Origin of the sequence: Moorena producens 3L (assembly GCF_000211815.1) — a bacterium.
In the GTDB taxonomy this organism is placed as follows: Bacteria; Cyanobacteriota; Cyanobacteriia; order Cyanobacteriales; family Coleofasciculaceae; genus Moorena; species Moorena producens.
In genome coordinates this window covers 8,018-24,510 of record NZ_GL890852.1, presented here as the reverse complement: position 1 = coordinate 24,510, position 16,493 = coordinate 8,018, and the positions used below count along the sequence as shown (strand labels likewise).

Sequence of the window (16,493 nt, the reverse complement as noted above, 5' to 3'; positions counted from 1 at the left end):
GTTGACTTGGCTTCAGGTCAATGACTGGTAATTTATCCTCTGCTGCTTGGGTTGATTCAGCTTCAGCGATCGCAGGATACAGCACCATGGTGACGCTACCAGCGATCGCTCCCATTAGCTGTAGTTTACAAGATGTGTTATAATTGTTAGTTAATTTCATTGCTGATCCTCTTCGTTGAAGGTCGGAGTGACTGCAAAGTTCATGCGTGCCATACCACCAGGTTCTAAACGCACGAGTCGGGATTGGCTGTTGCCCTCATTGAAATGGGTATTGGGAGCTAGGGTGTAACCTGGAAGGCTAGTCAGGTCTAAAGCTCCAGTGTGGTATCCCGGTAGAACGTTCTTAACCGAGAACAGACCATTGGCATCAGTGGTAATTCGGTTACCGTTTTCCATAAAGATCACCGCATTAGGAACGCCCGGTTCTCCTGGTTGCTGATGACCATCAAAGTTTTTGTCTACAAATACTCGACCTAGTAAAGTGCCGCAATCGGAAATAATGCCGGGATCAATTCGTACTCGATGAACCACTGGACCATCTTTGATATCCCAGCCGTTGTCATCCCGTTCCGCAGCAACAATTGCTGAGTTCTCCCCGTCACCCCGGATGCCATCTGGGGTGACTTGCACCCCATAAGCAATGTTCAATACTCCACCTTCTGGAATTGGCTCTGCTACCCTGAAAGTAATTCTTGCCCCATCTCGTGTGGTTTCAATCTCCATTGATTCTTGCTGTAACTCGCCCCGGACAGAATCTTCAACCAATGTGAATCCTAGGGGTAAGTCGTCAGTCACTACAATGTCAACCACAGCACTACGGGCTAGATTGCGCAAAGAGAGGCGGTAGATGATAGTATCTCCTGGTTCAGCGGTAGCTCGGTCTGCGCTCTTGGTAATCCGAATCGATTCAAGGTCACAAATACCCGTATCTACATTCAACAATCCCAAAACCAGACCTTCCCGTTTGGCATTCCGAATCAGGAATTCACCCTGTACCTCTGTGGGATTGGCATCCGTAGTAATCGGTAGACCATCTAAAGACGTAGCAGTATAGGAAACTATACCTTGGGCTTCATCAACATTATTGATGGTCAAGCGAATGCGCCGTTGTAGGAAGTTGCTATTATCGGGTGGATTAACCACCAAAATGTAGCTTCGACCTTGCTCTAACTGACCTCGGTCTCGATCAAACAGAAAGCTGTATCTACCTCGGTTTTCATTGTCGTCATTGTTAAGGAAAAAGGGATTGGCATTGGTAGTATTAGGTTCAATCCCTTCCGGAATGGTGTTATTGGGGTCATCGGGAACTTCAGTGGTGGTCAGTTCTACAGCACTCAAGAATCCTGTGGGGTCATTGGGGTCTGGTTCAAATAAGCCAACGCTAAATCCGGTATAGTCATCCAACAGTTCATTGTTACAACCCCGGATTTCTCCAAACGGGTCAATCAGTTCCAACCTGGGGTCAGGTGTAGGAGCTATAGTAGCTATGGTCTGTTGTGCTGTTTCTTGGGAGGTATTGTCTTGACCACAATTACTGCTAAACCCTAAGGCTATAGTTTGCTGATCATTGTCTTCAGCAGCAGCGTTAAGTGCCACTTGCACATTCAGCACCACCTCCTGCCCAGGCTCGATTTTCAGTGTTTCCGGGGTTTCCTCCAAACCCTCAACAGTAACATTGCCAATCGAAGCTGAACCGACTAAGCCACTTTGAGCAATAACGCTGGCTTGGGGAGTTTGTATCTCAATCGCTGCATCTCCGGTGTTAAGCAAGGCATAACGGAAACTCACAATATCTCCCGATTGCACCCGCGACCCTTGACCAGACTGAATGTTTACTAGGTCTTGCTCAAGAGAGTCTTTAGCTTGGATCAGGAGTTGTTGTTGTTCAGGGATAGCATTGAGCGCTTCATCAAATGCTTGCTGGCGAATATCGGTAAAAGTAGTACTACTCAAGTCAGTTGGGATTAAACCAGCTGCGGTATTTTGGGCAGTTGTGGCATCGGCTTCAGCAATACCAATGGATTCTAAGCCCTGTTGAGCTAGTCCAGTAAAGACTAGAGCCATGACTTGATCGGCCTGACTATTCTCCCCATTTAAGACGGCAGCTTTATTCGGTATTGCTTCCTCAATAGCGGTTTTGGCAGCAGTGATGACTTGATCAGCGGTAGTGTCAGTGGATGAATTAGCAAAACTCATTACTGCTTTGATACTGGCATTGCTAGCTTCCTCTGAAGTAAAGCCCAAGGTTACTAGTTCATCCTCCAGGGCATCAGTCATAGCACCTAAGCCAAACACCAACTGGCCTTCCCCATCTTTAATCCCCTGAGATACCAGATTGAGAGTTCCTTGTTTAGAGGTTTCACTCTTAACTTTGCTAGAAGTACCAGTAATGAATAACTCACTAGGTCGAGAGAATCTTCCCCTTGGACCACGAGGCATTTGGTACCGATAAGTGACTTGATTGATCACAGTTGCTCCTACTGTTTCAGGAGCTGTACACTGTAGCGGTGTCTTACCGGTTGTTGCTGAAATTTCTGCTGGCTGAGTTTGCGACAGTACTGGTGGAGATGTTGGTAAGACACCTCCTATCAAAACTGTTGCTAGCAGCTTTGGTAAACGTTTTTTCCAGTCAGGGGTTGATTTGCACATTTTGATAGTAAATCACTGGATATTTTTGTTGATTGAAATTGGGTGTTTTTATAAAAATTAAAATTTAGGTTTTATAAGTTTTATAAAAATTAAGCAAAATTATAAAAATCAGGCAAAAATAATCAAAAAATAGCGCGGGTTGCGCTGATTTTTTTAGGCAGTACTTATGCTGGCTTTTTTTTAAAAAAATAGAATTATTCTGCTCTAGGCTTTAGGTTTTAGGCTGTAGTCTTCTGATTATGAAGCGAACCGGCTACAGCAACGAGGCTGTAAACTGCTTTAATTTTACATAATACTTAACGCCTAATACCCAACGCCTAATACTTATAATTAAATTATTTATGGTTATGAATTTATTACTACGGAGTTTTATTTAGCCAGATAAAAACTGTTACAACTGAATGAGTAATAGTGACTACTAAATAAATTATTTAATTACCTGTAATTATGTTCTAAAAATAACAAAATTATAAGCTTAAGTGATTAGTCATTAGTTAGGATTTTTAGTAAGCTATCAGCGATCAGCTTTGGGCCTGTGGCCAACAGCTGACGGCACCTCAAGTAGCGTGAGCTTTTAGCTCACGGCTGACCACCGACCGCTGACCGCTGACCGAACCTCAAGTAGCACCATCTGTAGCGCATATGCTGACGATTTATGAGTCCTGATTTATAAGTTATTTGTAATTAACAAGATTTTATTGGTATTTACAAATGACTTCTAAGTACTAACTAGCAACTAATCACTAATCACTAATCACTAATCACTAATCACTAATCACTAATCACTAATTACTAGCGAACATTCACATCATAAGATGCTTCTAAAACTGCTTTGGGATCGAGAGCTTCTGGAAACTCAAAGCGAACGTGAGTGTAAGCTGAAGCAGGGGCAGGTCTAGTTTCTACCGTGCCATCTTCAAGGGTGACTTCAATAGTAGGTTGTTCTATAAAAGTCTCTCCATTATCAATGCTGTAAGTTATCGTTGCTCCATTGCTGTTGCTAGCAGAATCAAGAATATACATGGTAGCGCGAGGAATAGGTTGGGTAACCATCAGATTGTCAGCTTCCACTTCCCCAGCATTTTCACCTTTGACAGTGTAACGAAGGGTATCTCCTGGTTTGACAACGGCTTTGTTCTCTAGGGCTTGCCAAGTAATATTTTCTTTACCTTCACTATCAACTTCTACTATCTTCTTCTGAGCCACTAATTTCAACTGCACTTTCGGGCGCATGATGTTTTGGACAATCACTTCCCCAGCTTCCTGTAAACCAGCTAATACAGGAGTCTTACCTACAAAAGGGACAGCAACCATGAATGCGATCGCACCCAGACCTAGAATTGATGAACGTTTCATTTGCAATAAACCTCTTGAGAATTACAACAATTTTATAGAACGCTGAAGCTTGAAGACTGAAGTATGGGGGCTGAAGTATGAAGGCTGAAGTATGGAGGCTGAAGTATGAAGGCTGAAGTATGAAGGCTGTTGGCCGGATAGCGTTCCGGTAGGGTAGCCTGAAATGACTTGATTAGTGGCTCACTAAAGATTGACTCAAAACGTGGTCAACAACCAGGAGTTACACGTATCATGTCATAATTCCTACTTCATATAGCAGAAGTCATTTGTCAGAAGTCATTTGTCAGAAGTCAAACTCTTGCGCTTCTTGATGCAATAGCGAGTGGGGGAAACCCCCAAGACCGCTTAGGTGCGCTTTCCGTTGGCGAATTAAATTCGCCACGGGTCGCACCTCTGCATCGCTTACAAAGGGTGTGAGACTTTTGTCATGTCCTAACTGCCCTGGCGACTGCTATACTTCATACTTCCTACTTCATAATTCCTACTTCGGCGTTGCTGATTCTGGGTATGATTTTGCCCCCCTAGCCCCCCAAGCGAGGGATTGCTCGCTTGGGGGGAACAAAACTCTCTTGCGTCCCCCGAGCGAGGGATTGCTCGCTCGGGGAACCCACAGGGGCTTGGCGAAAACTAAACAATCGCGCATTCATACTTCAATTCAGCAGCGCCCCTACTTCATATAGCACTAAGCATTCAGGTGTTTGACATTGATCAAAGCTGAAAAAGGTGCGACCCGTGGCGAATTAATTCTTAATGGTAAGAGCGCACCTGCGCTTTTGTAGTCAACTTTTGCCTCTTGCCTGCCCCCCTTCTTAAGGCTCACAGGGGTAGGTTTTTTACATTAGGGTCAAACATGGGGCGACCCAGAGGGAGAGGAAAAGGAAAACAACGAAGAAATGATGATTTTGAACGACAAACCCCACACCCCACACCCGGTCAACCCACACCCCACCCCACACCCCACACCCCACACCCCACACCCCACACCCCACAGCTCACGTCTTTGTTAAAAACCTACCCTTATGAGTTAGGGGGGATTCCTCTTGCCTTGCGCGTAGCGCTATACTTCCTACTTCAGAGCATCAAGGATTAGTCAACCTTACGACGGAAGACAAAGGAACCATTGTCCCCAGGAGCAACAGTACCAACCTCATTGACGTACTTAGTTACCTCTTCACCGCTAGCTGGGTCACTATTTCCAAAGGATAAGGTTTTATTAAAGTACTCCACAGTACCCTGAGATGGCTCAGTTCCCTGCTCGTGAGTGGTGACAGTAACCCAGTTGTTAGGAGCTTGTTCGCCATCCTCAGTAATGGTGAAGTTGTTAGCATCCAAAATTACGTTACCAGCACCCACTAGTGGTTCAGAGATATTGGTGTAGGTGATTCGGTACTCGATAAACTGACCAGGCTTAGCTCGTTCAGTGAGGCCACCCTCCTCAGGATCACCTGTGGGAGTTCCGGTGGTGAATTCCTCAATCACTGTTACACCATCAGTATCGAGAATTCGAGCTTCTTTCACCATCTGCATGTAGCCAGTGTAGACCCGGTCAACAGTGATGTTGAAGACGGTTTCCTGAGTGACATCAAAGTCTCCGTTCGGGTTGTTGTCCACGAAGGAAACAATCGGAATCCCGTAACCTTGAACTTGAGGCGTATTAGCAGGTAAGTCAACAATTACCTCGTAATCCAATTGCTGACCTGGTGTGAGAGTACCAACATTAACCGCTGGATCAGTAGTGGTAAAACCACCATCTTCAGTGTAGGTGTAGGTCGCCTCAAGAGGCGTACCTGTATCTGGGGTGTACCTGATCCTGACCGTAGTACCATCAGGAATCTGGTTATTTGGTCCAAACTCTACTGGAGTGGTGAATTGAGGATTAACTTGAGGGTCATTAGTCGCCGCAGTACCCAGTGAAGGGGCAATTGGCAACAAGGTTACGTTATCCAAATTAGTAGTATTGGGGTTCTCAACAGTATTGTTGAAGATGACCTCACCTGGATCTGGAATGGGCTGACCCTGAGCTAATCCAGCTGGAATAGTTGTGGACTGGTTAGTGAAGTCATCATTGTCATTGGTTGGACCAATGGCGTTGGGTCGATCCTCCGGACCATTGAGGATTTGACTCTTAGTCTCAATCTCTGCAGTAATGGTAACTACAGTGTCTTCACCCTTAGGTCCTTCACCTGTATTGTTATTGTCTTCATCAACACCATCAGCACTGGGATTGGCAATACCAAGGTCTGTAGCTGGGTTGAAGTCGGTACCTGTCTCATCGGGTGGTGTACCATCATCATTGTAGTTGTTGGGATTTTGGTCACCGGATTCATCGTAGACCACTTCATCCGTTGGGTCACCGACAGTTTCACCAAATGCCTGAGCAATGTTAGCGACTTCACCACCAGCAGTGGGTAAGCCACTGGTAATCACACCAAAAGTGAAGCCATTGCCATCACCTTCAGTGGAGGTTCCTGCATCAATATGACCGTCAAAAATGAAACCAATGCGCTTAACCTCACTAGCAGCTGGCGGGGTAATAGACCAGTCTACGCTCAGGGCGTCACGACCAGTCACCGCTGGGTCATCATCAGAGTAGACCACTGTCCAGCCTGCTGGTGGATTAGCCGTTGCGTCAGGGTCAAATACTGTACCTTCGGGAATGACATCAGAGACCAAGACACGCTGGACTGGCGCACCATCAAGGGTAATGCTAGTTCCTTCGAGATCTGCAGCTTGGAAATTAATCGCTGGGTTAGAGGACTCAACCCGGAAGTCTAAGCGATAGGTAATTTTGTCATCGCTAGCATCTTCAGGGTTATCACCCTTATCAACTAGCTCAATATTATTTGGACCTATGATTCGCTTGAGAACAGTGATGGTTGCTAGTTCCTTAATCTCCGTAGAGAGTAAGACCTCTTGGAACGCAGAACCCTCACGCTCACCATTGACCGGAGCTTCGGTAGGATCAGCATCTTGGGTACGAACCTCGTTAGGATTGGAACCATCATCAGCATCCGGCTGGTTATCAGTAGCAGGACTGTTGTCGTTAGGTTCGGTATCACCTAACTGGACATTAATCGGAGCTCCTGCTTCATCTACAATCACCGTACCTTCAACCCGTACCTTAATGCTCTGATCAGCAGGAATGGGATCGGGTGTAGTCAAACCAGTTCCTGGAATAGTTGTCTCGAAAGTGCCATCCCCATCCAAGTCAGCTGTCACTGTAATAGGAGTAGGAGCAGCAGGATCGGGATCTAAACCAGTGATGGCGATGTTATCAAGACCAGGGATAACAATATTGGTTTCTTCGTTACCAATGTTGGTAATCACGAAGTCAAATTGCAGGATATCACCAGTAGCAATACTACCTAGGTTGACGTCATTAACACCATCAGGTTGAACCAGCAAACCAGCAACTTCAGCCACCTTAACGATCACAGTGTTTGAGGTCGCGTTGATTTCAACCTCTGGATTGTTGGGGTCTTCATAGGTAGCTTCCGACTGGTTAATAATCTGTACACCAGCAGTAGTTCCATCCGCAAATACAGGTACTGCCAGCTGAAACAAACTACCGAGAATGAGGGAAGCACTGACTAATGGTCGTAAGTATCTACGACGAAGCTTGATTGACTTTCGTTGAGCCATGGAGGATTTTCCCTAATTGAGAACACAAAGATATATAAATACTCCCGGGGTCTAGGATGATACTGACCCTGGTTGTTAACTAGTAGCTTGTTATCAAGCTAGGCTAGCCTTCCATATCTAGGAAAACTCACCTAAGGTGCTTTAGGCATTGGAGATTTAACGGATTTTCTATAGTAGTCACTTTGAAGTCCATATGTAAAAATACGTAATAGGTCGTAAACTATCAGCCATAAGTACTAAATATTTCCTTTAGTTGCTTTTTTTTTCTAGTAGCAGGTTATAGTACTGGAGTCATTGCTATAACTAGCTAGGCAAAGGGGGTTACAGCAGCAGATAGGTATGACTTATAGGTATGACTTCAGGGTCAATGTCGGTGATGTTAGCTAGATCGAAGGGCATAAGTAAAATAACTATAACCTATCTAAGCTAAATTAAGTGATTATGCTCATACTTATTTAGTCATACGGTTGATGCGCTAATCCCCCGCTTCGGGGACAATAGATTAATTAATAACTGATCTAGTGTTTTAGATGTGAGGAAAATTATAATGATTAACTCTATGAGTTATTGGGATAAAAATTACTTAAAATTAAATAATTATATAGCAATAATAAATAGGTGGTGAACGAGCAGGCGGACAAGAGACCGGCAATACAATAACTTTTGGGCTTCTGGGTGTTTACAACTCGTTTATAAACCCGCTTGTAAGCTTAGTAAGTTGTTAACCATCTAATTAATTGGCACAGGAAAAGTTACAGGGTGATGTTGAGGGTTGACTGAGGGTTAACGGTTGACCGCGTCCCGAACTTGGGTGCGGGGCAATCATGATGGATCTCTGCTCAGTGTTAAAGCTTATTAATCAACCTTTACATCAAAAAGTATCAATTTAAATGTGCCATTTGAATGACTATTATCTTATTTATATACCCAATTCAGCAAAATTACGCTAAATTACAGTCCAATTATTACAAAAATAGGTTTTGATAAAAAAAACCGGATGGATAGCTCATAAATTTTGACGGCTGATTAATAATAATCGAATTTTATTAAACTAATTACAAGTGCTTTAACAAATTGTATAGAGATGTTTATTGACATAAGGTACTGAGAATATTTACTTTTTAAAAAGGGTGGAATAAATGCCATGGTAACGATAATTATTACGATTAAATTAGGGTCAAATAATTTAATCGTAATAATGTGAAGGTTTGGTGACTAATATTAAACGTGTAATCTCTTATACAAATGTGGAATTATATAGCAGAAGTCAGAAGTCAGAAGTCAGAAGTCAGAAGTCAGAAGCCAGAAGTCAAACTATTGCGCTTACTTAGGTTTGAGACTTTTGTCATGTTATAACTGCCCTGGCGACTGCTATATTTACCCTAATTAATCAAAATCAAGCATGGTTTTTTTTTGATTTTAAGAAATAAAATTTCACAGGGAATTAAGAGACCAAGATACTCAGTTAATATTTGAAAGCAACTACCAACAGAAAACAATGATGAAGTATCTGCTGACCTCAGCATAGCGCTTTTTATCCTCATGAGGTACACATATTTTTTTCCCTCTTCCCTCTTCCCCTCCTGGGAGGGGTTAGGGGTGGGTTCCTCTTCCCTCTTCCCCTCCTGGGAGGGGTTAGGGGTGGGTTCCTCTTCCCTCTTCCCTCTTCCCTCTTGGGTGCATCTCAGTTTTGCAATTAGGCAAAAATTCGGGAGAAAATTCCCACACTCCCCGCGCCCCCGCCCCGCGCCCGGGCCCCACACTTGAGATCTTTTTTACAAATATGAGATGCACCCTCCCTCTTCCGAAGTCCCTGCTCCCTAAAACCCAAAAACTTGTACCTTACTAGATTAAAAACCGCTATACTGATACCAAGTCTAGGTCACATACCTCCCAATACTACTGAGTTAGTAGCCGACACCCGTACCGAAATTCAGCTACACCAAGGAAATCGGGTTTCGCTACTGTGATCCGACTGTGGGGGATCCCTTGCAGTATTGAAATCCCTGGTTAGATCTTTACCCTGTTCCTTCGCAAAACCTTGTTCAAGATCACCTTCTATGTCCACTACACTTGATTTAAGTCCAAAGAACTATGAATAAGATTCTAGTAATTGAAGACGAGCCAATAATTCGGAAGAAGCTACTCACGCTGCTCAGAGCAGAAGGGTTCGAGACGATTAGTAGTGACAACGGTAACAGTGGGGTCAAGCTTGCTCAAAACCAGCAGCCAGATTTAATTATTTGTGATATAATCATACCTCAGCTAGATGGTTATGGTGTTTTAAAGACTCTACAGGAAGATCCCGTCACTGCTGCGATTCCCTTTATTTTCCTCAGCTCCAAAGCTGACTGGTCAGATTGGCGTATGGTGATGAGGTTAGGGGCTGATGATTATCTGATCAAGCCTGTTAAGCGCGAAGAATTGCTAGATGCGATCGCTACTCGACTACAAAAACGACTTTATCAAACCAAGCGCCATCATCTTGAACTGAAAAAAGTCCAAGCTCAACTGAACTACCTACTCCGTTATGACCAGGTTACTAACTTGCCGAACCGACTCTTGCTAGAAGAGCGATTTAATCAACTACTGCTCCAACGACAGGGACGTTATCGTCGTCTGCCAGTGCTGTCTTTAAGCTTTGACCAACTCAACCAGATCAACAATACCCTAGGCCCTGTTAGTGGTGATTTGTTACTTCAGGCCGTGGCCAAACGACTTCTTGGTAGGGTTGGACCTTTGGATACAGTGGCTCAGTTAGGGATAGATCAATTTGTGATCTTGCTAGCTACTACAATTAACCAGACAGAGATAGGGCAAATGGCGGAAACACTGATCGATGCTTTATCCTTACCCTTTACTATAGGAGAATATGAGATTGTCCTGACCCCTAGAATCGGCATCGCCTGCTTTGGTAGGGATGCTCTTGATCTAAATACCCTGATCACCCATGCCAACGGAGCCAGAGAAAATGCTGGACAAAAAGGACAGAAGGCTTACGAATTTTATATTGCTTCGATTGGTGACAAATCCCAACAAGCCCTATGGCTAGAATTACAATTGCGCCAAGCATTGCCAAAGGATGAACTTCAAGTTTACTATCAGCCCAAAGTAAATCTGAGAACTGGAGAAATCGAGGGAGCAGAAGCCTTAATCCGTTGGCATCATCGAGCATTGGGAGCAATCTCTCCAGCTAAATTCATTCCCCTAGCTGAGAAAACTGGTTTGATTGTGCCTCTAGGAGAGTGGGTACTGCGAAAAGCCTGTACCCAAGCCAAACTCTGGCAAACTCAAGGGTTGTCCCCAGTACAAATCGCTGTAAATTTATCGGGACATCAGTTTAATCAACCCAATCTCAGTAACTCAATCCTAGCAATTCTTGAAGAAACCGAACTTGACCCGAGATATTTGCAATTGGAATTAACCGAAAGTACCCTCATGGACAATCCCAACCATGCGATCGCTACCTTAAAAGAGTTAAAGTCCTTTGGTATTCAGATCTCGATTGATGATTTTGGAACCGGTTACTGTTCTCTGAGCTATCTGAGACTATTTCCCTTTGATGTGTTAAAAATTGACCGTTCTTTCGTTTGCCAACTTACAGAGGATGTAAAAAACGAAGCCATTACGACTGCGATTTTGCAAATGGCTCACAGTCTCAACTTGAAGGTGGTAGCGGAAGGGGTGGAGACAGCTAGCCAACTGGCGTTCCTGTGTGGTCATAAGTGTGATGAAATTCAGGGTTATTGCTTCAGTCCTCCATTATCGGCTCCAACCTTCACAGAATGGCTTAGTACTGGTAAAAGGCTTTCACTCTCTTCTCTGGGATAATTTATTGGTTTATTAATTTAATTATTTAATTATTTTATTAGTTAGTCATTATTAAGACATCTGATCAGATTTGACAATTCATTGTAAAAAATAGTTACAGTTTTTTGAAATTACCCAAAATCCCTATATACTTTATTATATTTATTTGGCCTCTTGCCTTTTGCCTGGAAGCTTTTCCCTCAGGGATTATGTTAACAACTAAAATGTAAGTGCTATAGCCATTAGCAATGGTTTAGAAGACAGTTGTTTTGTAGGAACACGATCTGATCGTGCCCCTACTTTCTCCGATCCAAGATGAGAACAGCTATAATCGGCTGAACACTCAGCACTCCCCACTCATTAACTGAGTATTCAGCTTAGATTACTTGCTCCACTTCAAGGATTTCAGGGATAAATTCCTTTAAGCGGCGCTCAATCCCCATTCTCAGGGTCATGGTAGAGCTAGGGCAAGACCCGCAGGCTCCCTGAAGTCTTAATTTAACAGTCGGACCATCTAACTCAACTAGCTCCACATTCCCACCGTCAGCCATCAGGTAAGGACGCATCTCATCCAGGACTGTTTCAACATTTTCTGGAGTGAGTGCCATTGTTTCTGACATAATAAACCTCAGCTACATTGTAATTTCATGATAACTATGTTAATGGTAGCTTTCTGTGAGAAATGACTGATGAGTAAGGACTGATGACTGATGACCGATATCATGGTTAAGGTTTAGGATAGCGATCGCACCATGTCTGATCCTCTATAGCCAACCTTCCCGTAGGGTGACCAAAGGTCAATCGCTCTTTTCTACCAGTTGTCTCGGACCGTCCGCTCAAAACCTGCATCCCATCACCTAGGCATAATCAGGCTTTGAGGCACTTGTGTCCGGCAGTCAGCCTGTTCCCTATTCCCTATTCCCTATTCCCTAGGATTTATCGGATTATTCCCGACATCAAAAATAATTATAAATTCCGCATCAGGCATTAATCGTTTCAGGGCCCACAAATGTCCCTCGGCATCCGACCGATTGCGAAAGCGAGCAACAACAACTCGCTGCATTTGTGGTAGCAGCCTAATTACCACCCACGGGTGAAGCCGTTCAGAATAACTCATAATTAAACTATCTCCTTTGATAGGGGAGCCAGAGCTAGCCCGTTGATGTTCCAGTGTCCCCGGGCTAGCTCTTGACTCTGGGCGTCTCAGCGCCCACTCTTCTACTATAACACAAAAATATTTTATTATAACATATTTTGAAAAATTTTGTAACAAAGTCTTGAGGGAATCGGGAATCGGGAGTCGGGAATCGGGAATCAGGAGTCGGGAGTCGGGAGCAGATAAAAGAAATATGTCCTAAGCAATTTGAGAATTATAAAGTAGATTTATTGTTTATTATTTAAAATATAAAAACATCTCCCTTTATGGTTAAATCATTTCGCTCATTTCGCTGCTCAGGAACGCCGATAGAGCCGCGAAAATTTATGCTCGAGCGTCTTATAAATGTTTGAGCTCTAGTATCAAAAGTCCCGAAGACCCGTAAACTCTTCAACACCTCTTCCGTAAAAGGATTCTTCCCAGCGCGGAGTTCATCTATCCATTGTTGCTGTTGTTTTTTGTAACTTTGTAATCCTGGTATACGTCCATGATTGCCCATCGATGAATACCTCTGGTCAATCCACTCTAAAAATGCCTGAAAGTCTGATATCGCTCCTGCTGTATCTCCAGTCAGAGCCCTAGCCAATCCACGACCCTCCTTCAATAGTCCATTTTCAGGCTCTTTAGCTACTGCTTTTTCACAGATATCCATCACATTAGTAGCATATCCATGGAGACTACCAAAGTAACAGATATAATTCCAAGATTGAGAAGAAATTTCTAAGTTTGGGTCTAGTTGTTGTGCTTCTTTATAAGTAGATATTGCTTGGGCTATTTTTCCTTGTTTGGCTAAATTATCACCTTGTTTAACTTTACCGGGTGCTGCTAGCTGTTTAGCTTTTATCTCTGGGTTTAATTCTAGCTCCGGATTCCATTCTTTGGCTTTTTGAAACTTAGCAATAGCACCATCGACATCCCCCTCTTTTGCTAACGTCTCACCTTGTTTGACAAGACCGGGAGATACTGCTACTTTGTCAACTAAATCTTGGCATGTGGTTAAAGTTTCTAAAGCTTCAAAATTCTCCACAAAGTAATCTTCAAGCAACTTACAGCCCCGAGCCAGCATCTCACCTAAATCTTCAACTTGCCTGAGTCTGACAGTGCGCCCTGATGTCGTAGCCAGCATCTTACCATCGGGGCTAAAACTTACACTCTTTACCGAGGGTTGATGTCCTCTCAACACAGCTAATGGATTGCCCTGTAAATCCCAGAGTCTGACCGTTTTGTCCTCTGATGCCGTAGCCAGCATCTGACCATCTCGGCTAAACCTTACACTTATTACCGAGTTTTGATGTCCTCTCAACACAGCTAATGGATTGCCCTGTAAATCCCAGAGTCTGACCGTTTTGTCCTCTGATGCCGTAGCCAGAGTTTTACCATCTCGGCTAAAACTTACACTATTTACCGATCCTTCATGTCCTTTCAACAGTGCTAATTGATTTCCTTGTAAATCCCAGAGTCTGACTGTTTTGTCGTATGATGCCGTAGCCAGGGTTTTACCATCTCGGCTAAAGCTTATACTTTTTACCGAGGGTTGATGTCCTCTCAACACAGCTAATGGATTGCCCTGTAAATCCCAGAGTCTGACCGTTTTGTCCTCTGATGCCGTAGCCAGCATCTGACCATCTCGGCTAAACCTTACACTTATTACCGAGTTTTGATGTCCTCTCAACACAGCTAATGGATTGCCCTGTAAATCCCAGAGTCTGACCGTTTTGTCCTCTGATGCCGTAGCCAGAGTTTTACCATCTCGGCTAAAACTTACACTTTCTATCGAGCCTTGATGTCCTTTCAACAGTGCTAATTGCTTTCCTTGTAAATCCCAGAGTCTGACCGTTTTGTCATATGATACCGTAGCGAGGGTTTTACCATCTCGGCTAAAACTTACACTATTTACCGAGCGTCGATATCCTTTCAAAAGAACTAATCGATTGCCCTGTAAATCCCAGAGTCTAACAGTATGGTCATCTGATTCTGTCGCCAGCATTTTAGCATCGGAGCTAAAACTTATACTTATTACCGAGCGTCGATTTACCCGGTCTTGATATCCTTGAGACAGACCTAATCGATTGCCCTGTAAATCCCAGAATCTGACAGTTCCGTCCGATAATGCCATAGCCAGGGCTTTACCATCAGGACTAAAACTTACACTATTTACCGAGCGTCGATATCCTTGAAACAGAGCTAATTGATTGCCCTTTGAATTCCAGAGTCTGACAGTACGGTCAGATGATGCTGTAGCCAGGGTTTTACCATCAGGGCTGAAACTTAAACTATTTACCGAGCCTTGATGTCCTCTCAACACAGCTAGTGGATTGCCCTGTAAATCCCAAAGTCTGATAGTACTGTCAGATGATGCCGTAGCTAGCCTTTTACCATTTCGGTTAAAACTTAAACTATTTACCGAGTCTTGATGTCCTCTCAACATTACTAATGGATTGCCCTGTAAATCCCAGAGTATGATAGTATTGTCGAATGATGCGGTAGCCAGAGTTTTACCATCTCGGCTAAAACTTACACTATTTACCCAGAATCGATGTCCTTTCAACAGTGCTAATTGATTTCCTTCTAAATCCCAAACTCTGACAGTTTTGTCTGATGCGGTAGCCAGAGTTTTACCATCGGGGCTAAAACTTACACTTCTTACCCAGCCTTCATGTCCTCTTAACACAGCTAATGGATTGCCCTGTAAATCCCAGACTCTAACAGTTGTGTCCTCTGTTTTATCCTCAGTCAGCATCGTACTATCTGATGCCGTAGCTAGCATCTTACCATCGGGGCTAAAACTTACACTCCTTACCGAGCCTTGATGTCCTTTCAACAGAGCTAATTGATTGCCCTGTAAATCCCAAACTCTGACCGTATTGTCCGCTGATGCCGTAGCGAGGGTTTTACCATCGGGACTAAAACTTACACTCCTTACCCAGTCTTGATGTCCTCGAAATATTCTCTTTTCTCTGAATTTACTAAGACTCTGCTGTAGAGCATAGATAGGACTGATGGCAGGATAGTTATCCAAAGGGCGACCATCTTTGACGATATTAAAGAGCTGTTGCCCAGTCTCCATGGCTGAGTATAAAAGCTCTCGATTGCCATAGTAACCATTATCCCCTGGTAACCGTCGTAAAATATTAACCCCTTGTTGTTCTAGTCGCGCACCTGTTTTAGCTTCTTGTATTTTTTCAGCAGTTATCATAGCAATAATTATTGCTACCACTGAGAACAAACCTAGACTAATACCCCCTATGAGTATAGTTCTCTTGGCTTTCTGTTGAGCTTCAGTTAAGGTATCATTGGCCTTAGCTAATATTCGACTTTCTTCTGCCAGTACCCTGCGGTCTAATTCCTGACCAGCAGCTAAAAACTGATAATCCAAATCGCTCAAACTTTTACCCCTAGCCCAAGCTTGAGCATTCTCTAACGCCACCCCCCGCAACAAACGAGCTTCATCTTTACACCCAGACTCAACCCAAGCGGTAAAGGCTTCAGAGTATGGACGCAGTCTAGCCAATTCCTGCTTAACCCAATCGCTATCGAAAACACTGCCATAAATCCGGTTGTTAACTTTTAAATACCCATCCCGCTCCACTACCAACCCCGATAGCCTTAATTCCGTCTGTTCTTCACTGCCATCAGCGGCAAGACTACCCTGATCTAATACCTGCTGATACAATCCTAACAGCCTACTGGCCCGTTGCTCATTTCTGAGAATGCGATCGCGTATGGTCTTCAAGTGCTCTGGCTTATCCTGAGATACCCAATTCTCAATAATCTGGGTACGGGCGACCTGTTCAACTTTAGTGCTGCAATGGGATCCCCTCCCGTCCCCTTAATAAGGGGGAAGCTTGAGCATGGTTCGATTCCCCTCCAGAAGTGCTAT

At 43.8% G+C, this 16,493-nt stretch carries 8 protein-coding genes; 2 read left to right on the top strand and 6 right to left on the bottom strand.

Annotated elements, in window-relative coordinates:
* Positions 1-156: 156 nt before the first annotated feature.
* The gene (locus LYNGBM3L_RS11010) at positions 157-2,649 is read right to left on the bottom strand and encodes a DUF11 domain-containing protein (protein ID WP_008182445.1); all 2,493 of its coding nucleotides are present in this window, start codon (positions 2,647-2,649) and stop codon (positions 157-159) included.
* Positions 2,650-3,441: 792 nt separating this feature from the next.
* Positions 3,442-4,005, bottom strand: coding sequence for a DUF11 domain-containing protein (locus LYNGBM3L_RS11005; RefSeq protein ID WP_044492655.1), 564 nt, complete (start codon positions 4,003-4,005; stop codon positions 3,442-3,444).
* A gap of 850 nt (positions 4,006-4,855) precedes the next feature.
* On the opposite strand from LYNGBM3L_RS11005, the gene LYNGBM3L_RS45635 reads away from it, so the two are divergent.
* Positions 4,856-5,095: a hypothetical protein gene (locus LYNGBM3L_RS45635; RefSeq protein WP_071986856.1), complete on the top strand. Its 240-nt coding sequence runs from the start codon at positions 4,856-4,858 to the stop codon at positions 5,093-5,095.
* Here LYNGBM3L_RS45635 and LYNGBM3L_RS11000 read toward each other — a convergent pair.
* Positions 5,092-7,647, bottom strand: a complete 2,556-nt coding sequence (locus LYNGBM3L_RS11000) for a DUF7925 domain-containing protein (RefSeq protein ID WP_008182442.1) — start codon at positions 7,645-7,647, stop codon at positions 5,092-5,094. The two genes, LYNGBM3L_RS45635 and LYNGBM3L_RS11000, sit on opposite strands and share 4 nt — an antisense overlap.
* A gap of 2,094 nt (positions 7,648-9,741) precedes the next feature.
* Between LYNGBM3L_RS11000 and LYNGBM3L_RS10990 the strand changes: the two genes are divergently transcribed.
* Complete coding sequence (locus LYNGBM3L_RS10990; RefSeq protein WP_008182437.1) at positions 9,742-11,478, top strand: EAL domain-containing response regulator; 1,737 nt, start codon at positions 9,742-9,744, stop codon at positions 11,476-11,478.
* Positions 11,479-11,834: 356 nt separating this feature from the next.
* Here LYNGBM3L_RS10990 and LYNGBM3L_RS10985 read toward each other — a convergent pair whose 3' ends face one another.
* The 3 genes from LYNGBM3L_RS10985 to LYNGBM3L_RS10975 form a co-directional block, all read right to left on the bottom strand.
* Positions 11,835-12,077, bottom strand: coding sequence for a NifU family protein (locus tag LYNGBM3L_RS10985; RefSeq protein ID WP_008182435.1), 243 nt, complete (start codon positions 12,075-12,077; stop codon positions 11,835-11,837).
* Between the two features lie 302 nt (positions 12,078-12,379).
* Complete coding sequence (locus LYNGBM3L_RS10980) at positions 12,380-12,574, bottom strand: hypothetical protein (protein WP_044492654.1); 195 nt, start codon at positions 12,572-12,574, stop codon at positions 12,380-12,382.
* A gap of 280 nt (positions 12,575-12,854) precedes the next feature.
* Positions 12,855-16,346 carry a PD40 domain-containing protein gene (locus LYNGBM3L_RS10975; protein WP_052308426.1) on the bottom strand — a complete coding sequence of 1,164 codons (3,492 nt, stop codon included), beginning with the start codon at positions 16,344-16,346 and terminating at the stop codon, positions 12,855-12,857.
* Positions 16,347-16,493: the final 147 nt, after the last annotated feature.